This is a genomic window from Algoriphagus winogradskyi, assembly GCF_900182815.1.
GTDB lineage: Bacteria > Bacteroidota > Bacteroidia > Cytophagales > Cyclobacteriaceae > Algoriphagus > Algoriphagus winogradskyi.
Genome location: NZ_FXUA01000003.1, coordinates 340,811 through 362,193 on the forward strand (window position 1 = coordinate 340,811; position 21,383 = coordinate 362,193).

Genomic DNA, 21,383 nt, shown 5'->3' on the forward strand with positions numbered 1-21,383 from the left:
AAAAATGTGGATATACCTATTATCTATTTAATTTTTTCAAAAATCAGTTTTCCTGAACCTGGATTAGAGCTGATAGGCTCCAGCACCATTCTTTCATTGCTAAGTTCTACAATTTTGGCTTTTCTGATTTCTTTTCCAGATTGAATGGTAAGTACATCCTCCTTACTTATTTCTACTTTTGCCTGTTTTTGCACTACTTCTTGGCGCACATAGTCTGTGTATTTTAAACTGTCACCGGGAATAAATTCATAAACAGTATTTTCAAGCCTATTATTGATTTTGTATTCCATTCCAGCTCTCATAGCTGCTGTTGCATTTTGGTACTCCTTTGAGTTTCTCAATTGATCCATTGCATCGAAATGCACCAATTGCCAAGTACCTAAAAGCTGTTCGAATTTGACCTGACTGGTTTGAAGAACAAATGCCAATAAAAGAGTGGGGATAATCGATAAATACATAAAAGGAATAAGGCAATTATTTTGCCAGAAAGGGTAAGCTTTCTTAATTATCCATTTCTTGTCTTTAGTAGAAGGATTACTGTACTAAGTTACCATTCAAAAACGGCAACCACTCTTCAGCTTGCCTTTCCGCATATTCTGATAAAAAATAAGCTAAGGACGGCTTAAAGGGCTTTTTTAGCATGGTGAGTCCCACTTGCTCTGGACTTTTATCTCCTTTGAGCACATTGCATCTATGGCAAGCTGTAGTCAAATTAGTCCAGCTGGATTTACCCCCTTTAGATCTAGGAATCACATGATCTATGGTCAATTGCCTTTTACTTCCACAATATTGGCACTCTCCCCTATCTCGTCGAAATAGATTTACACGATTCAGAAGCACGCCTCGGTAAGGGATATTTTTATAATGATTGAGGCAGATCACTGCAGGGTATGCGAAACTGCGGCTTACAGTCCGGATTTGAAGCAAATCATAAACAGATAGGCAATTCGCCTTTTCCAAGAGTAACAGGACAATGGCTTTTTGCGGAGATACTACCGCAACGGGAGAATGATCTAAATTCAATACCAATACCCGCTTTTCCATAGTTTAACTTATAATTGACCGAGTTTCTAGCTCCACCGATTTATCCTTACTGCTCCTTAAGTGGGCTTCCCATTCACTCAGGTCTGATACTTTTATTCGATTGTCCATCCAAAATACTTCTTCAGCTCCAAGATACAAGGCATATTTGACTTGCTTCTTCTCTAACTCCTTGAAAATAAATAAATCACCCGGCAATACGAGCTCAGGATCTATTTTTCTACCCGGAATTTTTCCCGACTTCCACGAATAGCCGGCAATGCTGAAAATTAATTCAAATCCCTGTCGCTCATCCAATCCAAAAATACTTCTTCCTCCTGCCTGATAGGGAGCATTGACGTACTTCACCGCCACGTCGATTAGCTGAGATCTATCTGCTTTTATCGCATGACTGCGAACAGAACCGGTAAAGCCAATATGATCCTGCCAATTAAAAAGCTCCAAGTCAGAAAAGTGGAGCCTACTGCCAGGAAGTAAATAAAGGTTTGTACCAAGGTATTCTATTGCAGCGATGGGACTGGTGACCACCTGAAAGTCCGTGTTTAGAAACTTGTAATAGTCAGCTGCCGGAATTTCTTTGATTGTATGAGTGGTGATCCAGCCTTCTAACCCGGTATCCTCATGCAAAATTTTGAACCATTGCTGGTCAGAAGTCATCGCTATCGTCTGATAGCATTCTCCAAAAAGTAACTGGGTCACCAGTGCTGAATCAAAAGTAGGTCTGCGGTAAAGAGGTAATATTGTTTGCCTGCAGATCCCAAAAGCATCAATCAAAGGCCATTCGCTGGATTTCTCTTTTTGCATCTTTTTCCTTCAAGTCCTGTCGTTTGTCGTGTGATTTTTTACCTCGGCCAAGCGCAATCTCCATTTTTGCCATCCCTCGGTCGTTGATAAATATACGAACAGGAATGATAGTCAGCCCTTTTTCCTGTGACTTAGTTTCGAGTTTTTCCAGTTCTTTTTTGCTCAAAAGCAACTTTCTATCACGAATAGCCACATGATTATAGCTAGCTGCCATGGAATAAGGTGCAATATGCATCTGACGTACATAAAGCTCTCCATCCAGGAAAATGCAGAAAGCCTCTGTCAGGGACACTTTCCCTTCTCTTATAGACTTAATTTCGGTCCCCTTCAGCACCATACCAGCCACGTAGGTATCTACAAATTCAAACTGAAAACTTGCTTTTCTGTTTTTTATGTTGATGACTTTGTCAAACTTATTATCCTTAGCCATGCTTAAATTTTCATTTTTGCGAGAGGAGCTACATCCATTGATGAAAATTCTCCTTTCAGATATTTGTAATGTGCTGCCATGGCAATCATGGCCGCGTTGTCTGTACAATATTCAAATTTTGGAATGTACAGGTTCCAGCCTTTTTGTGCTGCCAACTTAGTCAACGTATCCCTCAATCCTGAGTTGGCAGAAACTCCACCAGCGATTGCTACTTCCTTCACCCCATACTGCTTGACCGCCGCTTTCAACTTTATCAAGAGCATCTCTACCAATGAATACTGAATGCTAGCGCACAGATCTGCTAAATTCTCTTCGATAAACTTCGGATTTTCTTTCAGTTGATCGCGAAGAAAATAAAGCACAGCCGTCTTAATTCCACTGAATGAGTAATTCAATTCAGGCATTCTGGTGATCGGAAACTGAAAAGCTTTCGGGTTGCCTTCAGTAGCATATTTGTCAATAAGTGGACCTCCCGGATAAGGCAATCCCAGCAGCTTGGCTGTTTTATCAAATGCCTCACCGACTGCATCATCCTGTGTCTCTCCTATCACTTTCATATCCAGTGGATCTTTCACCAGGACCAATTGTGTATGGCCACCACTCACAGTCAAACAGATAAAGGGAAAATTCGGCTTGGGATCTTCTATAAAATGCGCCAAAATATGCGCATTCATGTGGTTGACTTCAATGAGTGGGATCTTTTTTGCAAAAGCGAATGCCTTTGCAAAACTCACTCCCACAAGTAAGGAACCCATTAATCCGGGACCCCGAGTGAATGCTACGGCTGAAAGTTGATCTTTGGAAATCCCAGATGACAAAATGGCCTCCTGAACTACAGGGATCAGGTTTTCCTGGTGCGCGCGTGACGCAAGCTCCGGAACTACCCCCCCATATTTTTCGTGAACAGATTGTGTAGCGACAATATTATTAAGTACTTTGCCGTCAGCTATAACAGCCGCAGAGGTCTCGTCACACGAGGATTCAATTGCTAGAATAAAGATATCGTTGGTACCCATTGGAAAAGAACGCGAAAGTTAAGGATTTTTTGCACAAAGCGTTTCGGGTAATACTTTGGATCGTCTTTTCATTAGTCATGTTTTTTATTGTGGTGGCTCTGAGTTTACAGATCACTTGGGTTCAAAATGTGGCAATTAATTCTGTAACAGGCATTCTCAATAATAATTCAAATTTCCACACAGAGATCGGTAAGATCAGACTCACTTGGTGGGATGCACTTGAGTTAGACGATGTTATTATTAGAGATCATCGGGATAGTTTGATGATTGGTGCCAAAAAGATCAATGCAGACTTCGAGTTGCTTTCGCTAATTCCACCAGGAATCACCACTATTAATGAAGTCCGAATGGAAGATGCAAAGCTGCATCTACTAACCCATGATGGTGATTCTGCAATGAATATCAATCTATGGGTGGAAGAACTATCAAACATGTTTAGTTCGAGTAGTACGAGTACAGGACCCACACAGTTTAAAATCAATAGCGTAGAGCTCAGAAACTCTGAAATATTTATTGTAAATGAGATCACCGATGCGATCACGAAAGGCCTGGATTACAATAGACTGCGTTTTTCAGACATCACTTTAAATGCTTCTAACTTTTACTTGGAAGGTCCGGAGATCGGTGCTGATATTAAAATGCTTACAGGCACTGAACTCACATCGGGTTTTGAGATTATGGAACTCAAAACCAATATGAAATATGGGCCTGAATTCATGGAGTTTGACAGGCTAAGCCTAAAATCAGTCAATAGTCATGTCAAAAACTTCCTCCGTTTTGAATACGCCACACCTTCAGCATTTTCCAATTTTGAAGAGGAAGTTGTCGTCATCACTAATTTTGATGAAACCAAGTTAGACTTGGGTGATTTAAAACTTTTCGCTCCATCTCTTCCTGATATTGATGATGAAATCTATCTATCCGGAAAAATTGCTGGCCCAGTATCAGATCTAAGATCAGAAGAATTCCTAATTAGGCTAGGTGAAAAAACAGCAATTTTCGGAGCATTTAGACTAGATGGTTTACCAGATATTGATGATACCTATATTAATTTATCACTCAAAAACTCTACAATTTTAGCTAAAGATTTAGCTCCATATTTGCCGATCAATATTTCCAAAGAAATCAACAAATTCAATACTGTACGGCTCACAGCTGATTTTGCGGGTTATTTGCATCGCTTTGATACCAATGGTGATTTCAAAACTTCAATTGGTGACATTACTGGCAGGGTGAGTTTTGAAATGGTAGATGGACTGCCAAAAACTGTTTCCAATATCACAACCCAAAATCTAGATCTTGGAATAATTGCCGAAGATCGGGATCTATTTCAAAAAGTAAGCCTCAATGGGCGCATCACCACCACCGGTAATTCCATAGCAAACTTGCTGCTGGATGTGGATGCAGATGTGAGCAAATTTGGGTTCAAAAACTACCAATACACCAACATCAAAACTGATGCAACCTATGGTAGGGATCTATTCAAAGGTAACCTAGCAGTTAAAGACCCGAATTTCAAAATCAATGCAAATGGTGAGGTGAATCTTCGGGAATCAACAGACTCTGTCAGGATGAGCTTGGAAATTGATACGGCATTTCTGGATCGATTGAATCTTACCGAAAAGGCAGCCTTCATCAGTGGAAATCTAGATATAGATGTAAAAGGAATAGAGCTAGATGACATTCAGGGAATTGCTAGATTCCGAAATATTGTCGTCGGTTACGAGGATAGACTTTTGGAGCTAGGAAGCTTCAATTTCCAATCTCTTTTTGCAGGAGGCACTCGAACCATGTCAATAAATTCTGATTACTTAGTTGCTGCAGCTTCGGGACAATTCAATCTGGAGCAAATGAGTAGTGATCTAGACATTCTCCTTAATCAGTACATCGCAATTATGCTGAACGAGGAGCAGCCAATAGCTGATCTGGAGCGCAATTTCTCTGAGATTTATAACCTGGATTTGAATCTCCGACTTATCAATATCAACCCAATTGTTCAGCTTTTTGAGCCTGATTTAAGTCTGTCTAAAAACATGGTTCTCGAGGGGGCATTTTATCAAACAGCTGAGAATACAGTCTTTAATTTTTTTACAAGCATTGATACGTTGAGGTATAAAACCAACTCTGCTCAAAACATTAATATAGATTTTAACACTTCAAAAATCATTAATAGCCCAGACATTCTAGCCTCCTTTTATGTCTATTCAAAATCACAGGAATTAGGCAAATCCCTACAATTTACCAATTTTGGGTTTGAAGCCATTTGGGACCAAAACCAAATGGATATAGATCTTACATTGGATCAAGATTCTACTCAGAGTGCTGCCAGAGTCAATGCGGTAGCCAAATTCTCCAGCCAGAATACCCAACTGTCATTTGAACCTTCTTCACTGAAAGTACTTGATCGGGAATGGAAATTTGACTCTTTGAATCTAATCACAATTACTCCTGGATTAATACAAGTTGATAGCCTAAAGATATTCAATGAAAACCAGTCTATTTCCATCCAAGGCACTGCGAGCAACAAGGCTGAGGATAGATTGAATCTATTGGTAGACAATGTAAATATTGATCTACTCAACACACTTTTCCCGCAGGACTTCGACGGTATTGCCAATGGTCTTATATCTTTTGAACAACTATTCGATAGACCTTTGATGCAAGGAGAATTCCGTCTAAATGAATTCGCTATTAACCAGTTTCCAATAGGTGACATGAGTGCAAAGGCTAATTTGGATTTAGAGCGATTGCAAGTTTCCCTTACTAATGTTAATCAAGGAAAAGAAACGATCAACATCGGTGGATACATTCTCACAGAAAATCAAGAACTGAATATGCAGGCGTCTTTGAATGAAGCAAGCTTAGTAATTCTTGAACCATTTTTATCCAACTACTTATCAGGAATGGGAGGCAGTATTTCTGGTAAATTAAACTTGGGAGGGACGATGGCTACACCTAGAGTGGAGGGCACGGGAAGATTGAACAATGGAAGAATGACTGTCAACTATCTTAAAACCACCTATTTACTTAACGGAGATATACTTTTCAGACCTAATCAAATCAGCCTTCAGCAAGTTTCTATGCGAGATCTTTTTGGCAATCAAGCCACGCTCTCCGGAGGCATAAATCACCAAGGCTTCTCTAACATCCGTTTGGACATTAGAGCCAACCTAAACAATCTCCAGGTGATGAATACTACAGATGAGGACAATGAAACCTTTTACGGCACAGCATTCGTCTCAGGCACCCTTGAAGCTGTAGGCACCATTAAAAACCTGGATATCAATGCACGAGCTACCAGCCAGCCAAATACGAGGATTTATATCCCATTAACCAGCAGTAACACACAGGCTCAGGAGGATTTTATCCATATGATCAATATCCAAGACACTGTTCGGATTCAGCAAATCGCCGAGGAGATTAATCGATTGGAAATAGAAAATGTACGGATGAATTTCGTGCTTGACATAACCCCTGATGCCTATGCTGAAATAATAATCGATCCCCGAACAGAGGAAGGTATATCCGGGCGAGGGCGTGGAGTTTTGACAATGAATGTGGACACACAAGGGAATTTCACGCTAAATGGCACCTACGAAATCACGGAGGGGATGTATAATTTCTCCCTTTATAATGTGGTGAAAAAGCAATTCAGCATCAAACCTGGCGGTAGAATTACATGGTATGGAGACCCCTATAGTGGAATAATGGACATTTCAGCAGAATATACTGAAAGTGTATCTTTGCAGCCTCTACTTCTAAGCTCGGTCACTCAGACTAATCAAAGTACTACAGCCACTCGCCGATACCCTGTCAAAGTGTTGCTGAATCTGGATGGACAATTACTATCTCCTGACATTAGTTTTGGATTTGATTTTTCAGAATTCCCGTCCAGCGGTGAAACCCAAACGACCATCTCCTCTTTCCAGAATAAGATTGCTAATGATGAGCAGGAAATGAACCGTCAGGTCTTCTCTGTAATTATGACACGATCTTTCTCCCCAGAGGGACAATTTTCCGGTGTTTCCAATATTTCATCCAGTTTGGGACAATTGCTATCCTCACAGCTCAATAGTTTTCTTGGCCAGGTAGATAAAAATCTCGAGGTTGATTTGGATGTAGCGAGTCTGGATCAAAATGCATTAGAAACCTTCCAACTTAGTGTTGCCTACACTTTCCTAGATGGACGCCTCCGCGTATCTAGAGATGGTGGTTTTACCAATAATCAGGGAAATGCCAGTGCATCATCCATCATTGGTGATTGGCAAGCTGAATACATGCTTACCGAGGATGGGGTGTACCGAATCAGAATTTTCAACAGAAATAACTTCAATACATTTACCTCGCTTTCTCTGTCGAAAAACGTCTCTACCTATGGCGTTGCTGTATCTCAAAGTGTTTCATTTAATTCCTTTTCGGAGTTGTTCAATAAAATCACCCGTAAGAAAAAAGAAAAATTGATGATAAATGATCAGGATGATTTCTTGCGCTACCAGTTTGAAAATAAAACGGAATGGGAAAAAATTGAACTTGATAATATAGAAGAAAGGCTTGACTCGCTGAATCGCGAAAGAAGGTTTAAGCTATTGAAAGAAGGGAGTTTTGAGTAAAATTTCCCGCTGATTGTCGCTGATTTTCACTAAAAATAGAACTATTTGAAATCTGCAGCTACCCACGTTTTTGATCCACGTAAATCTGCAGGAAATACCAAAATGTAAAAACTCTAAACAATCACCCCATTCACACTATTACTTTAATAAAATCCCAATGAAAAAAGTCAGCATTTTCTGGTTTAGAAGAGACCTTAGATTAGAAGATAACCATGGATTATTTAAAGCCCTAGGTGAAGGTGAGCATGTCTTACCACTATTCATTTTTGACAAGAACATACTTGATAAATTAGAAGATAAGACTGATGCGCGAGTGGAATTCATTTACGATCAGATTAGTAAAATCCATGGAGAACTAGGCAAAAAAGGATCTTCTCTGCTAATCAAATACGGTGACCCTGAGAGCATTTACAAAGAGCTCCTTCAAGAATACGACATCCAAGCTGTATACACCAATCGGGACTATGAGCCCTATGCCAAAAGTAGGGATGAGAAAGTAGCTAGGTTGCTGAACAAGCAGGATATTGAATTACATCAATACAAAGACCAATTAATCTTTGAGCCTGGAGAAATTCTGAACGGGTCTGGGGAATTTTATAAGGTCTTCACTCCCTTCAGCAAAGTTTGGCTGAGTAAGCTAAATCCTTCCATGCTCGAGGCATTCAAACCTATGCATTGGAAAAATCTGCTTCAAATGGAGGAATTCCCACTCCCAACTTTGAAGGAAATCGGCTTTGAAAAAAGTGACATCTCTATTCCTTCCAAAACTGCAGATGAAGAAATCATCGCACATTACAATGAAACACGAGATTTCCCTGCCAAAAACGGCACATCAAGACTTGGTATTCATTTACGCTTTGGCACAATTTCTATTCGACAACTTGCATCGAAAGCTAAAGAACTTAACGCCACTTATCTGAATGAATTGATCTGGCGGGAGTTTTACATGATGATTTTGGCATTTAACCCTGAAGTGGTTGATAAAGCTTTCAAACCCGCTTACGATCAAATTCCATGGAGAAATAATGAAGAAGAATTTGCTGCTTGGTGCGAAGGGAAAACTGGCTATCCCATCGTAGATGCCGGTATGCGTGAACTCAATGCTACTGGCTACATGCACAATCGCGTGCGAATGGTCGTTGCATCTTTTCTCACCAAACATCTCCTAATTGACTGGCGCTGGGGGGAAGCATACTTCGCGGAGAAATTACTGGACTTTGAATTGGCCTCTAACAATGGCGGTTGGCAGTGGGCAGCGGGGACCGGAACAGATGCGCAGCCTTACTTCCGGGTATTCAATCCGAGTTCTCAGCAGGAGAAATTTGACAAGAACTGGAAGTACATCAAAAAATGGATTCCTGAAATAAACTCAGATAAGTACCCAAAACCGATAGTAGATCATAAATTTGCAAGGCAACGTGCAATCGACACCTACAAATCAGCCCTGAATCAATGAATATCGGAGACCGAGTAAGATTACTACATGGAAATGAAGAAGGAATCATCCGGAAAATTTCGGCTAGTGGTAGAATGCAAATCGAAATCGAGGATGGATTCATCATTCCTGCCCTCAAATCAGAACTGGTACTAATTCACGAAACTGAAAAACAGCATTTTGGAGAAAAGGCTGTAGAAGAGAAAGAAATCGAAACTCCAATTCCTATTTCTGGTCCAAAAGATCAAGGGCTCTACCTCGCTTTTCTTCCAATCAATGACCAAAGTCTGAGCCTTTATCTGATCAATGACAGTCGTCAGCCTTACTTGGCGCATGCATCAGAAGTTTTCGGAACCAATCAACGAACATTACTTGCTGCTACCCTAAATCCAGGCGAAGCAAAGAAATTTGACGATAGAATGCTTAAGGAAATGGACGAATGGCCAGCATTCTTGCTTCGCTTTATTCCGATTCATAACACCTTGGAAAAGGCAATCCCAGCTTTCGAGCGTCAGCTGAAGATGAAGCCTACTCAGTTTTTCAAACACCTGAGCAAAGCGCCAAGGTTGGATAAAACAGCATACATTTTTGGCTTGGAGCAGACAACCAAAGAATTGGATATCCGTGCGCTGAATCAGGAACTAGACGAAATCAGGCCAAAGACTGAAACTCCAAAGGCAGTAAAACCATCCAGATCAATTGATTTACATATAGAAAAGCTAGCCACTGATCCAAAAGGAATGAGTAATTCGGAGATGCTTCGGGTTCAATTGGAAGCTTTTGATAGAAACTTAGACCAGGCGATCGCTTCAGGAATGGACGAGATCACGTTCATTCATGGCATCGGAAATGGCGTGCTCCGCAAAGAAATTCACAAGCGATTGAGTCAGCATCAAAATATTAAGTATTTTCAGGATACTCAAAAAGACCAGTGGGGCTATGGAGCAACACTTGTCAGAATCTCCTAAACTATGCAGGCTAAGATATCCCCTGTCTTTCAGCTTTTTGAAACCCAACACCAGGAAGCCAAAGCGCTTTTCTTGGTTTTGGGAAAGCAAATCAAATCTAAAAAAGCCATAGAACTTCTTGGCAAAATGGATTTTTTGGAGCTCTATGCTGACTTAATGGCTAAGGTTCACTTTGATATTGAAGGATTGAATTTCAATATTTTCTCGGACTTCAAACAGATGAAGAGAAGTCTGAGGAAAATCCATCATTTCAAATTGGCAGAGAAAAGTTTGAATAACCGGGAGCAAGCGCTGGGAATCAAGTACAATGGATATAGAATCCACCTGGATAAATACAAGAAGAAGCTTTATACGGATGCTTTTGATTTGATCGTAGGAAGCACACTGAAAAGCTGGGACGAGTTTCACCATAAAGCCCAAGCGGCAAGCAGAGGCATAAAGCCGTTGGCTATCCACACCGCCGTCAACCAGATCATACAAGATGAACTGGAGTTTTTTAATTTAGACCACAAAGGCGCAATGGATAGTAAGGCATTGAAAGACACTTTTGAAGGGCTGCGAACCATCATCATGTTGGAAAACACATTAATTGAGATGGGCTTCAACCCTATTTTTATTACAGGAATCCATGAGGAAATAGAAGTGCTGAAAAACAATTTGAAACCTTGGTACTCTAACCACCTGTCACTTCAGTCATTGATGCATTTTTTGGGTGCAAAAGAAGATGTTTCCAAAAAGTATCTGGATTGGGCGAAGGAGCTCAAAGCAGAAAAGAAAATTCTCTCGGCCCAAGCTGAGGCTCAGGCACATCAGTTGTTCGATAAGATTTTGGGGTAAGGCGATGGTAAATCATACAGTAAGTTTGGTATTGATAAGCTTATTGACATTCCGATTTTAATGGATAAACTAATCTACAAACCGAAAATTGTAGGAATACTGGTAATTGTATTCAATTTAATCCCAATATTTTGGACTTATTTTATCTTCATAACCATCCCTCTAATTATTGGTGGATTAATCTTCCAATTTGTGAAGTCTAATGAAAACCTTTATTACGAAATCCCATCCGCTATATTACTTATTGGTTCATTTATGGGTCTAATCTTAACAGTAGGGTCAATTTTTGAAATATTTCAATACTAATTAAAAAAAGCTTTTGCCATATCGAAAATCAAAAGACAAAACCATAAACTTAATAGCACGTGTAAGAAAAAGAAAGTGGACACGTGTAATTTTTTCTTACTATATTTGATAAAAACAGCTTATGAATACTAAACTCACCTTAACTATAGAGCAGGATGTGATTCAAAAAGCAAAGGAATATGCGAAAGACAAAAACCGAAGCCTTTCTGACATCATTGAAAACTATCTAAAAAGCCTTACCCAGGAAAATAAAGAAGAGAACAAACCTAAGCTTACTCCTATAGTCAAATCGCTAAAGGGCTCATTTAAAATGCCTGAGAATTTTGATTACAAAAAAGAATTGAAAAAAGCCCTTGAAGAAAAGCATTTGTAAATGGATAAGGTACTCATTGACTCGGATGTGATTCTTGATTTTTTCTTTGACCGAGAACCATTTGCTCAATTTGCAACAGAGATTTTTCTTCGCTGTGAGTTGAGGCAATTATTTGGCTATACCACGCCTGTCATCATTTCTAACGTCTATTACCTACTAAGCAAAATCGCAAAACACGAGGTAATTATAGAAAAACTGAAACAGCTTTTAAGCATTATTGAGATCACTACAATGAACAAGGAAGTTGTACTTGCTGCTTTAAACTCTGAATTCAAGGATTTCGAAGATGCTTTGCAAAATTGTGCTGCACTATATAATAGTGAAATATCAGTTATCCTTACTAGAAACTTGAAGGATTTTAAGAAAAGCGATCTGGCTATATTATCTCCTGAAATGTATCTGAAGAAGTAACCTGATTACTTTTTTATCAAAAAGTCAAATTCAGTGTTTAAAATCTCAAGGTTAACGGTGAATACTACCGGGATTTTGGAAAACTAATGAACCTGTGATGCGCTGAGAATTTCCCGAAAATCATGATAAATTAGTCTGAAATTCCATTAAGCGCATTTTTAGAATGAAAATCATCTCAACCAACATTGGAAAGCCGACCACTTTTATCTGGAACGGAAAGGAAGAAACTACCGGGATTTATAAAAAACCTACCGGACAGCCCATCTACCTTACAAAAAACGATGTCATCAACGATGAAGTCTCCAATAGACTAAATCATGGCGGTTATTACAAAGCCTGCTATATCTTTTCTGCAGAGCAGTATCCTTACTGGAGAGCCTTATATCCAGATTTGGATTGGTCTTGGGGCATGTTTGGAGAAAACTTGACAGTTTCCGGTTTTGATGAAAATGAAGTATATCTAGGTGATATTTATAAAGTTGGGGAAACGCTGGTTCAGGTTTCTCAGTATCGTGAACCTTGCTATAAATTCGGGCATAAGTTTGGGACGCAACAGGTAATCAAGCAGTTTATCCAGCACGGATATGGTGGAACTTATCTCAGCATTTTGGAAGAAGGGTATGTGGACGTAGATGATGAATTCATTCTGGTTAAACGCCCAGAGAATAGTATCTCAGTAGCTGATTTATTCCAACTAGTTTTTGCCAAAGAGAAAAATCAGGAGCTTTTGAAAATCGCTGCGAGCAGCAAAGCTATTCCTCCAAAGAAGCGGTTTTTACTAAGTTCTTACATTGAATCTAAAGCCTAGAACGGAGCCGAAATCTGAGTAAACCATTGATTCACCAACAATAGCAATGATCTATTTCACACAGCTTATTTACATTCTCGACGGTCAGGAGGCAAGCTTTCTAGCGTTTGAAGCAGTAGCCATTCCGCTGATTGCTAAACATAATGGAAAACTGTTGCTCAGATATAGACCAAGTTCTGACAACATCATTGAGCAAAACATGGAAATGCCTTATGAAATCCATTTGGTGGAATTCGAAAACGAGCAGGATGTAGCAGACTTCTTCAAAGATGAGGAGCGCCAAAAACATATCCATTTGAAAGAAAAATCCATCAAGTCAGTTTGGCTGATCAAGGGATCAAAACTGTAAGTGAGCTACCTCATCAAAATCCAAATTAACCACCTCATGAATTTCGTTTCATCCTGCACAAAACCGAAATATCCCTTAGCTTAGCAACTTTTAAAAACCTATCAACCCTATGGATACCTCACACAAAACCTCATTCCAGTTTATCAGCGAACCCTCAGATATCAATTTTGGAGGAAAAGTACACGGAGGTGTAGTGATGAAATGGATAGATCAAGCAGCTTATACCTGCGCCAGAACATGGTCGGAAAGCTATTGCGTAACAGTTTATGTAGGTGGTATCCGGTTTTACAAGCCTATCAATATCGGAGATGTGATCAAAGTGGAATGTGCAGTGATTTACACGGGTAGCTCCAGCATACACATTATGGTGGAAGTTTATTCCAGAGATTTTGGACACAAAGAATTTGAGAAAAAGACGCACTGCATCATCATTTTCGTATCTGTTGACGAAAATGGCAATCCGAAAAAAGTAAAGCCTTGGGTTCCTCAAACCGATCAAGAAAAGAAGTTGGAAGAATACGCAACGCGACTGAAATCACTCAGAGAAGATATTCATAACGAGATGAAGCCTTTCTTTAATGAGTAGATTTTAAGTAAGAAGTTGTAAAAAGTGGTTAGTTCGAAGGTAACATTTTGTCCCATCGGACAATTGGTCTGAGGAAAAGGAATTGCTTTGTGTAGAATGCATTACGTCGTAACGATTGAATAAGCGTAACTTTTCCAAAGTTCAAAACTTTGGAAAAGTTCTCTTGATACGCCAACCAGTAATTGTACTCTTTGCGCCAACCTGCGCGTCTTTCGCGGTTCAAATCACCTACTTATTGTCCAAATCTCCTTTCATCTCCAAACTATTTCCTTCCTTGAGTTTTTGGAGAAATAGATCCTCCACGTAAAACTGCCAATCCGAAAACTTGATCGCCTGATTCGCTAAATGCACATGATGGTCCTGATCCAAAATGTAATCGTCAGGTTTATTCAACTCTCTAGTTTTACCATATACTGTTTCCAATTCAGCTAATTGCTTCTTCCACTCCCCTTCTAAATTCAAAAGTTTTTCCTTTGTGGCTTCTCTTTCCTCAGCCGTTTTGGCTAGATCCCATTCCGCCAGTAGCAATAGAGACTTATTGGTGAATTGGGTGACTTTGGCAACTTGCTCATAGACTTCAAGTGTATAGGAATTTCTTAAAGCAGCTTTCTTGGATTCTGAAATTTTATAGAGAACAGAGTCTAAAACTAACTCACTGGCTTGCGCTTTCTCCAGTTTACTCTTATTTCGTTCAGTCCATTGTCCCGGAGCATTTGCTTCCGGCAAAGCCAAAACAGCATCCTGCATAGGGTTTCCCATCCCCTTCAATATATTTCTGTCAGCTTTTTCCAGCAAAGCATTTTTCCAAAAAGCTACCGAAGGCTCCAGGTCATTGATAAATGAAAAATCTTCAGACACCAATCCAGAACCAAAAGATCGTTGGCGAAAGGCTGCATGCAACTCCTCCGAACTACGCTTTTTGCCAGACCAGGTGTATTCAGCAAAGATCGCAATTCCTCTTTGATACAATTCAAAGTGCGGGGAATCATCATCCCAAAGCGTCAACAACAGCCCATCCGCTTTATTATCGATAGATATCAATGCAAAATCCCGAATATTGGCTGTGTTACTTTCTTCAAGCGGCATCAAGTTCCAGCGTGTCTGGCCTGCTGTAGCCCCCATCACTTGGAATCCGTGATCGGTAAACCACTGCATTGCCCTGTTATTCCCTGGAGTTTCCGGCGCACTATAGTTCCAACGCATGTAAACGCAGTTTTTCGGAAACATATCCACGTATTTATTGAGGTTGGGCTCATTAGCAGTCCAGATACTATCTACCTGTGCCTCAGAAAGATTTCTATTAAATATAGAATTATACACTCCTGCGTTTTTCAAGGGCATATCATCCCAGAAAATCGGAGTCAACCCTCTTTTATCAGCATATTCACTGACTCTATTCAGCCAGATCAACTGCAGCTCTAATGGAGATTTACCACTTTCTCTCCCAGTAGTATGAACTTCGTCACCCCCTACATGGAGATATTGTGCGTGTGGAAAAGCTTCGAGTGCATCGGAATACAAGTCAAACTGCACTTCATAAGTTCGGTCGTCTAGTGGGTTGAAAGCCCAATCGCTGGCTGGATCATCCCGCAGATCTTTATATTCATCATGCTTGAGAATGAATGAAGCATGTCCCAGACCTTGTACCAAAGGGGAAATCCGAATATTTCTAGCCATAGCATAATCACTCAGCTTTTTCCATTCTGCGATGGACCATGCATCTGATGAACCTACTTTGGGTTGTTTTTCGAAAGCCAGCTTATCTTCTATCTCCAGAATTATCCCATTGATTTTCAATTCTGCCAAGCGATCCATAAGCTCGTAGTAATAGTCTTTCTTTTCCAAGTGATGCTTTACATCGAGTTGAATCGCTCGATAGTTTAGCGCAGGCTCATCATTTATTGAGATCAAAGGCAAAGCCGCATCTTGGTCCAAAGCATCCTGCACCAACTGGCCGAGTGTGATCACCCCATACCAAAGTCCAACTTTGGTCGCCGCTTTGATTTCCACCTGTTCCTCAGTAATCTCCAGTATGTAAGCCTCAGGTTTCAAGCCTGAAGTTGTCTCTAAACTAAGCGAAACTTCACTTGTTCCTGCCAACGATTTCCCTGCTATGAAATCAGCTTTAGCCTGTTTGACAAATTCTTGAATTTCTGTAGCAGAAAGTGAAGAAACGCCTGTAATTTCTAAAGAAGTAGGACTTGGCAGAATCATATAGCTCCCTTCTTTCTTTGGAGTTGAGCGGCAGGAAGCCAAAATCATTAAGGTAAAGAGGAGACTGAAAATTGAAAATAAACGCATGAAAAGAGGTTATTGGATACAAAGAATTATGAATTGGCTAAAATACCAAATAATAAAAGCTACTGAACCCATTCAACAAACAAATTGAAAGCTATATCTGCAAATGGCTTTATTATTCCCTTTTTTTATCTAATTTTTAGGTTGAAGGTTTGTAACTCATTTTGTTCAAGCTCTTTTCTCAAACCCAACCTAACCTATAATGCTTACACTATTGATTATCCTTTTTGCCTTGGCAATGATTCTTCTTGCCATCGTCAAATTCGACATCCATCCATTTCTTGCCCTTTTTTGCGGAGCCATCTTATATGGGCTTCTCTCCGGAATGTCCGGGGAGTTGATTTTAAAATCCATCTCCGAAGGTTTTGGAGGAGTTTTAGGAAGTATAGGATTGCTGATTTTGCTCGGTGTGATGATGGGAACATTTTTAGAAAAAACCGGGGGAGCAATCGTTATTGCCGAGAAGATTCTCTCTTGGATTGGAGAAAAATCGATCACACTTGCGATGATGATTTCGGGCTATATCTTATCCATACCAGTATTCGGAGATAGTACCTTCATCATGATGAACCCCATCAGTAAATCTCTTTCACTGAAAGGAAAAGTACCTTATGCCGCGACTACCATAGCTTTGGCTCTCGGTGCCACCGCTTCTCACTCGTTGGTCCCACCGACTCCCGGGCCAATTGCCACAGCAGGAATCTATGAGGCGGATCTGGGAATGATTATTTTTTATGGGCTGATCGTGAGTCTATCTACGCTGATTCCAAGCTATATTTTCATCAAAAAAGTAGCCTACAAAATTCCTTTAATCCCAAAAATGGCTGTCAAAACTGAGGAGATTGATAAAAAAGAAAGACCTTCAGCATTTGCATCTTTCCTGCCCATCATCGTTCCTCTGATTCTTATTATAATCGCTTCCATCGCCAAGTATCCAACCAAACCTTTGGGGGAAGGTGGTTTTTACACATTTATCCAATTCGCTGGAAGTCCAGTCATCGCCCTGCTTCTGGGTTCTTTTATGGCCTTTACCCTTCCAAAGAAATTCGACGCGAAGTTACTTTCCTCTTCTGGCTGGATCGGTGAAGCAATTCTGATCGCAGCGCCTGTGATTCTGATTACGGGCGCAGGAGGAGTATTCGGGAAAATGCTGCAAAACTCAGGAATCGGCGATCTGGTGAGCTCAAGTATGAGTGGAGCAAGCTGGGGAATTTTCCTTCCATTCCTGATTGCCTTTGCATTAAAGACAGCCCAAGGCTCCTCAACTGTGGCAATGATCACAACCGCTTCAATTATTGCTCCGTTGCTTGGTTCTCTTGGGCTAGACTCTGAAACCATGCGCGTATTTGCAGTTTTGGCCACCGGAGCCGGTGCTATGGCGATTTCCCACGCCAATGACAGTTTCTTCTGGGCTGTAACCCAACTCTCCGGACTATCTATCAAGCAAGGGAATCAAACACATAGCCTAGGTACATTAATTATGTCTGTGACGGCAATAAGCGTCATATACCTGATTACATTGGTAGTAGGCTGATAGACAAAATTTAATGAGATCTACTATCCTTCTTATAGCCGCATTTCTTATTACAAGCTTTTCCCAAGCCCAAATTCTCAAAAAGCCAATCCCTGATAAACTGGTTGTTTTGACTTTTGATGATGCGCCGGCAAGTCAGTATTCCATTGTCGCTCCTTTGCTGAAGGAATTTGGATTTGGAGGGACATTCTTTGTCTGTGAGTTTCAACCGAATTATGCCGACAGCACCTTATATATGAATTGGCGTCAAATTCAGGAAATAGATAGAATGGGCTTTGAAATCGCAAATCATACGCATACCCACGCCAATGTCAGTAAATTATCCCAAGCAGAATTCAATCAGCAACTTGGGTACATAGAACAGAAATGTGACTCACTAGGAGTTCCCACGCCCACCAATTTTGCCTATCCAGGTTATGGATTAAATACTGATGCGCTCGAATATTTGGAAGCAAAAAACTATGTCTTTGCCCGGGCTGGAGGAAGCAGAGCTTACGATCCGTTGAGTGATCATCCCTATTTGATACCTAGTTGGGCAACTGATGAAAAGAACAAAGTGGAGATCATGAAAGCCTTTGAACAAGCCAAAGAAGGAAAGATCGTTGTTCTGACAATTCACGGAGTTCCGGACATCGAGCATCCTTGGGTGAACACTCCACCTGAACTTTTCAAGGAGTATTTGGAATATCTAAAAGAAAATGGATTCACAGTGATTTCTCTAAAGGATTTGGAGGAATATATTGATGTGAAAGAAGCAAAGCGCTTAATCAAGCCTGATTTGTCGAAAAAGCTTAGTAATTAAAGTAGCCTACATAAGAAATGGCTTTAATCTCTTGAATAGAAATAAGCGATTTCTAGTAAATTCCGTTCCGTAGGAACCAGTGGTTGGTAGCAAGAAAATATTTTCAACGAGATTCGTTCTGTAGGAACGACTGGTCAAGAATTGACACCATACGTTCCTACGGAACGAAGAAACCTAACCTTATGACATTTAGATACCGGCCAACTGTCCCGCTGGGACAAAATGCTAAACAGGTCAAACTTTGATTTCGGCTAAATTGCTCATAGTAAAAATGTTTCGTTCCTGATATGTGTATCGGACCGAAACGTGACAGTAGTCGATTTATAAGATATAACCCTTGCGAGTCTTCGTGCACTGGGCGGCTAAAATAAATTAATTGCGCCCTCTGCGAAATTCTCTGCGTACCACGCGCTTAAAATTAAAAAGGTGATCCGTTTCCAGATCACCTTTAACTTTTTTCTAGGATTTCATCTTAAGCTAGATCGTATCGATCAAGCATCATCACTTTATCCCATGCAGCGACAAAGTCTTTTAAGAATTTGTCAGAAGAATCAGAAGCAGCATACACTTCAGACAAAGCACGTAACTCAGAGTTGGATCCAAATATCAAATCTGCTCGAGTTCCTGTCCACTTCACTTGACCAGTCTTGCGATCAGTACCCAAGAATGCGTGTTGTCCTGAATCCGCAGCTTTCCAAGAAGTTCCCATATCCAAGACATTCACAAAGAAATCATTGGTCAAAGCACCTGGAGTGGATGTAAACACACCATGCTTAGAATTATCAAAATTCGTCCCTATCACACGCATACCACCAAGTAATACGGTCATTTCAGGAGGAGTAAGTTTCAGCAACTGTGCACGATCTACGAGCATTTCTTCAGCAGAAGCTTTATGTGTAGGTCGGAAATAATTTCTGAAACCATCAGCGGCAGGCTCCATTGCAGCAAAAGAGGCAACATCTGTTTGCTCCTGAGAAGCATCTCCCCGCCCAGGTGTGAAAGGAACAGAAATTGACTTTCCTGCATTTTTAGCTGCTTGCTCCACGCCTGCACATCCAGCCAATACAATCATATCTGCTAAAGAAATCTGCTTTCCTCCAGCTTGATTAGAGTTGAATTCCTTCTGAATAGCTTCCAATTTATCAATTACTTTACCGAGTTGTGAAGGGTTATTTACCGCCCAGTCTTTCTGAGGAGAAAGTCTTATTCTAGCACCATTTGCACCCCCACGCATATCTGATCCACGGAATGTTGATGCAGAAGCCCAAGCAGTAGAAACTAATTCAGAAACCGAAAGACCTGAAGCCAATACCTTAGCTTTCAAAGAAGTTATGTCTGCATCATTGACCAACTCGTGATTTACGGCTGGGATTGGATCTTGCCAGATCAACTCTTCAGTTGGTACTTCTGGCCCCAAGTAACGCTGAATTGGTCCCATATCTCTATGAGTCAATTTGAACCAAGCTCTGGAGAACGCATCAGCAAACTCATCAGGATTTTCAAGGAATCTTCTTGATATCTTCTCATAAGCAGGATCTTCCCTCAAAGCCAAATCAGTTGTCAACATATTTGGTGCATGCTTCTTAGCCGGATCGTGCGCATCTGGAACAGTTCCAGCACCAGCATCACCCTTTGGCTTCCATTGATGTGCGCCAGCCGGGCTTTTGGTCAATTCCCATTCAAAACCAAATAGATTCTCGAAGAAATTGTTGCTCCATTGAGTAGGAGTGGTAGTCCACGTCACTTCAATCCCTGAGGTAATAGTATCGCCTGAATGACCTTTTCCAAAGCTATTTTTCCAACCTAAGCCCATCTCTTCAATACTTGCTCCTTCAGGCTCGTGCCCTACGTACTCACCTGGATCTGCAGCACCATGAGTCTTGCCAAAAGTGTGTCCACCTGCAATTAAAGCGACTGTTTCTTCGTCATTCATAGCCATACGGCCAAAAGTCTCACGGATATCGTGTGCTGCCCCGATAGGATCAGGTTGTCCTTTCGGCCCTTCTGGATTCACATAGATCAATCCCATGTGAGAAGCTCCAAGTGGATTTTCCAGGTTTCTTTCTCCATCAGTACTACCTGCATACCTGTCTTGATCCCCGAGCCATTCTCCCTCAGAACCCCAGTAAATATCCTCTTCTGGCTCCCATACATCCACACGTCCACCTGCAAAACCAAAAGTTTTCAATCCCATCGTTTCCAACGAGACATTACCCGCTAGAATCAACAAATCTGCCCAGGAAAGCTTATTACCATATTTCTGCTTAATTGGCCAAAGTAAGTAGCGTGCCTTATCCAAATTAGCATTATCTGGCCAGCTATTAAGTGGCGCAAACCGCTGAGATCCAGATCCTGCACCACCTCTACCGTCAGCTATTCGATAGGTACCTGCACTGTGCCACGCCATTCGAATAAAAAAAGGACCGTAATGCCCGAAATCAGCTGGCCACCAGTCCTGAGAATCAGTCATCAAATCAGCCAAATCTTTTTTTACTGCTGCCAAATCCAACTTCTTAAACTCTTCTGCATAGTTGAAGTCAGGATCCATGGGATTAGACTTCGAAGAATGCTGTCGAAGTATATTCAGGTTCAATTGATTTGGCCACCAGTCGCGATTTTTAGTTCCGCCTCCAGCAGTTTTGTGGATTGCTCCGCTGGTAAAAGGACATTTTGCCTCGCTATCATTGACATCCCAAACAGGGTCTGTATAGTTATGTCCGTTTTCTTTGTTATCCATATTATTAGGGTTTGTTTTTAATTTTTATCGAGAGCTAA

Annotated in this window: 18 protein-coding genes; 11 read left to right on the forward strand and 7 right to left on the reverse strand. The window is 40.7% G+C overall.

Annotated features, from left to right (window positions below; genetic code table 11):
* Nucleotides 1-23: 23 nt before the first annotated feature.
* The 5 genes from QOL76_RS09925 to tsaD form a co-directional block, all read right to left on the reverse strand.
* Entirely contained in the window at nt 24-458 is a 435-nt protein-coding gene (locus tag QOL76_RS09925; RefSeq protein WP_283412804.1) for a lipocalin family protein, read from the reverse strand.
* Between the two features lie 76 nt (nt 459-534).
* Entirely contained in the window at nt 535-1,044 is a 510-nt protein-coding gene (locus QOL76_RS09930; protein ID WP_283412805.1) for an HNH endonuclease, read from the reverse strand.
* Between the two features lie 3 nt (nt 1,045-1,047).
* Entirely contained in the window at nt 1,048-1,845 is a 798-nt protein-coding gene (locus QOL76_RS09935; protein WP_283412806.1) for a hypothetical protein, read from the reverse strand.
* Nucleotides 1,808-2,275 (reverse strand): SsrA-binding protein SmpB, encoded by a 468-nt coding sequence (gene smpB / locus QOL76_RS09940; protein ID WP_111611733.1) that lies wholly within the window; start codon nt 2,273-2,275, stop codon nt 1,808-1,810. The genes QOL76_RS09935 and smpB overlap by 38 nt, the downstream gene beginning before the upstream one ends.
* Before the next feature lie 2 nt (nt 2,276-2,277).
* Nucleotides 2,278-3,291, reverse strand: coding sequence for a tRNA (adenosine(37)-N6)-threonylcarbamoyltransferase complex transferase subunit TsaD (tsaD, locus tag QOL76_RS09945; protein ID WP_283412807.1), 1,014 nt, complete (start codon nt 3,289-3,291; stop codon nt 2,278-2,280).
* Nucleotides 3,292-3,368: 77 nt separating this feature from the next.
* Between tsaD and QOL76_RS09950 the strand changes: the two genes are divergently transcribed.
* From QOL76_RS09950 to QOL76_RS09990, 9 genes are all read left to right on the forward strand, one after another.
* Nucleotides 3,369-7,901 carry a translocation/assembly module TamB domain-containing protein gene (locus tag QOL76_RS09950; protein ID WP_283412808.1) on the forward strand — a complete coding sequence of 1,511 codons (4,533 nt, stop codon included), beginning with the start codon at nt 3,369-3,371 and terminating at the stop codon, nt 7,899-7,901.
* A 157-nt stretch (nt 7,902-8,058) separates the two neighbouring features.
* Nucleotides 8,059-9,357, forward strand: a complete 1,299-nt coding sequence (locus QOL76_RS09955; RefSeq protein ID WP_283412809.1) for a cryptochrome/photolyase family protein — start codon at nt 8,059-8,061, stop codon at nt 9,355-9,357.
* The gene (locus QOL76_RS09960; RefSeq protein WP_283412810.1) at nt 9,354-10,304 is read left to right on the forward strand and encodes a Smr/MutS family protein; all 951 of its coding nucleotides are present in this window, start codon (nt 9,354-9,356) and stop codon (nt 10,302-10,304) included. Before QOL76_RS09955 ends, QOL76_RS09960 begins: the two co-directional genes overlap by 4 nt.
* 3 nt (nt 10,305-10,307) lie before the next feature.
* Nucleotides 10,308-11,141 carry a hypothetical protein gene (locus QOL76_RS09965; protein WP_283412811.1) on the forward strand — a complete coding sequence of 278 codons (834 nt, stop codon included), beginning with the start codon at nt 10,308-10,310 and terminating at the stop codon, nt 11,139-11,141.
* A 427-nt stretch (nt 11,142-11,568) separates the two neighbouring features.
* A complete protein-coding gene (locus QOL76_RS09970; RefSeq protein ID WP_283412812.1) occupies nt 11,569-11,820 on the forward strand; it encodes a DUF6364 family protein in 252 nt (83 codons plus the stop codon).
* Nucleotides 11,821-12,231, forward strand: coding sequence for a type II toxin-antitoxin system VapC family toxin (locus tag QOL76_RS09975; protein ID WP_283412813.1), 411 nt, complete (start codon nt 11,821-11,823; stop codon nt 12,229-12,231).
* Between the two features lie 163 nt (nt 12,232-12,394).
* On the forward strand, nt 12,395-13,039 hold the full coding sequence (locus QOL76_RS09980; protein ID WP_283412814.1) for an MOSC domain-containing protein: 645 nt from the start codon (nt 12,395-12,397) through the stop codon (nt 13,037-13,039).
* 46 nt (nt 13,040-13,085) lie between these two features.
* A complete protein-coding gene (locus QOL76_RS09985) occupies nt 13,086-13,388 on the forward strand; it encodes a DUF1330 domain-containing protein (protein WP_283412815.1) in 303 nt (100 codons plus the stop codon).
* A 109-nt stretch (nt 13,389-13,497) separates the two neighbouring features.
* Entirely contained in the window at nt 13,498-13,974 is a 477-nt protein-coding gene (locus QOL76_RS09990) for an acyl-CoA thioesterase (RefSeq protein ID WP_283412816.1), read from the forward strand.
* A 228-nt stretch (nt 13,975-14,202) separates the two neighbouring features.
* On the opposite strand, the gene QOL76_RS09995 is transcribed toward QOL76_RS09990, so the two are convergent.
* Complete coding sequence (locus QOL76_RS09995) at nt 14,203-16,275, reverse strand: beta-N-acetylhexosaminidase (RefSeq protein ID WP_283412817.1); 2,073 nt, start codon at nt 16,273-16,275, stop codon at nt 14,203-14,205.
* A 199-nt stretch (nt 16,276-16,474) separates the two neighbouring features.
* Between QOL76_RS09995 and QOL76_RS10000 the strand changes: the two genes are divergently transcribed.
* Nucleotides 16,475-17,806, forward strand: coding sequence for a GntP family permease (locus tag QOL76_RS10000; protein ID WP_283412818.1), 1,332 nt, complete (start codon nt 16,475-16,477; stop codon nt 17,804-17,806).
* A gap of 13 nt (nt 17,807-17,819) precedes the next feature.
* The gene (locus QOL76_RS10005; protein ID WP_283412819.1) at nt 17,820-18,608 is read left to right on the forward strand and encodes a polysaccharide deacetylase family protein; all 789 of its coding nucleotides are present in this window, start codon (nt 17,820-17,822) and stop codon (nt 18,606-18,608) included.
* Between the two features lie 472 nt (nt 18,609-19,080).
* Here the strand turns inward: QOL76_RS10005 and katG are convergent, their stop codons facing one another.
* Entirely contained in the window at nt 19,081-21,345 is a 2,265-nt protein-coding gene (gene katG / locus QOL76_RS10010; protein ID WP_283412820.1) for a catalase/peroxidase HPI, read from the reverse strand.
* Between the last annotated feature and the right edge of the window lie 38 nt (nt 21,346-21,383).

Coding starts and splice junctions, on each gene's coding strand:
- QOL76_RS09980 (WP_283412814.1), top strand. CDS start 12,395: ATGAAAATCATCTCAACCAACATTGGAAAGCCGACCACTTTTATCTGG.
- QOL76_RS09925 (WP_283412804.1), bottom strand. CDS start 458: ATGTATTTATCGATTATCCCCACTCTTTTATTGGCATTTGTTCTTCAA.
- katG (WP_283412820.1), bottom strand. CDS start 21,345: ATGGATAACAAAGAAAACGGACATAACTATACAGACCCTGTTTGGGAT.
- QOL76_RS09985 (WP_283412815.1), top strand. CDS start 13,086: ATGATCTATTTCACACAGCTTATTTACATTCTCGACGGTCAGGAGGCA.
- QOL76_RS09960 (WP_283412810.1), top strand. CDS start 9,354: ATGAATATCGGAGACCGAGTAAGATTACTACATGGAAATGAAGAAGGA.
- QOL76_RS09970 (WP_283412812.1), top strand. CDS start 11,569: ATGAATACTAAACTCACCTTAACTATAGAGCAGGATGTGATTCAAAAA.
- QOL76_RS09965 (WP_283412811.1), top strand. CDS start 10,308: ATGCAGGCTAAGATATCCCCTGTCTTTCAGCTTTTTGAAACCCAACAC.
- QOL76_RS10000 (WP_283412818.1), top strand. CDS start 16,475: ATGCTTACACTATTGATTATCCTTTTTGCCTTGGCAATGATTCTTCTT.
- QOL76_RS09990 (WP_283412816.1), top strand. CDS start 13,498: ATGGATACCTCACACAAAACCTCATTCCAGTTTATCAGCGAACCCTCA.
- QOL76_RS10005 (WP_283412819.1), top strand. CDS start 17,820: ATGAGATCTACTATCCTTCTTATAGCCGCATTTCTTATTACAAGCTTT.
- QOL76_RS09935 (WP_283412806.1), bottom strand. CDS start 1,845: ATGCAAAAAGAGAAATCCAGCGAATGGCCTTTGATTGATGCTTTTGGG.
- QOL76_RS09950 (WP_283412808.1), top strand. CDS start 3,369: ATGTTTTTTATTGTGGTGGCTCTGAGTTTACAGATCACTTGGGTTCAA.
- QOL76_RS09995 (WP_283412817.1), bottom strand. CDS start 16,275: ATGCGTTTATTTTCAATTTTCAGTCTCCTCTTTACCTTAATGATTTTG.
- QOL76_RS09955 (WP_283412809.1), top strand. CDS start 8,059: ATGAAAAAAGTCAGCATTTTCTGGTTTAGAAGAGACCTTAGATTAGAA.
- QOL76_RS09930 (WP_283412805.1), bottom strand. CDS start 1,044: ATGGAAAAGCGGGTATTGGTATTGAATTTAGATCATTCTCCCGTTGCG.
- tsaD (WP_283412807.1), bottom strand. CDS start 3,291: ATGGGTACCAACGATATCTTTATTCTAGCAATTGAATCCTCGTGTGAC.
- QOL76_RS09975 (WP_283412813.1), top strand. CDS start 11,821: ATGGATAAGGTACTCATTGACTCGGATGTGATTCTTGATTTTTTCTTT.
- smpB (WP_111611733.1), bottom strand. CDS start 2,275: ATGGCTAAGGATAATAAGTTTGACAAAGTCATCAACATAAAAAACAGA.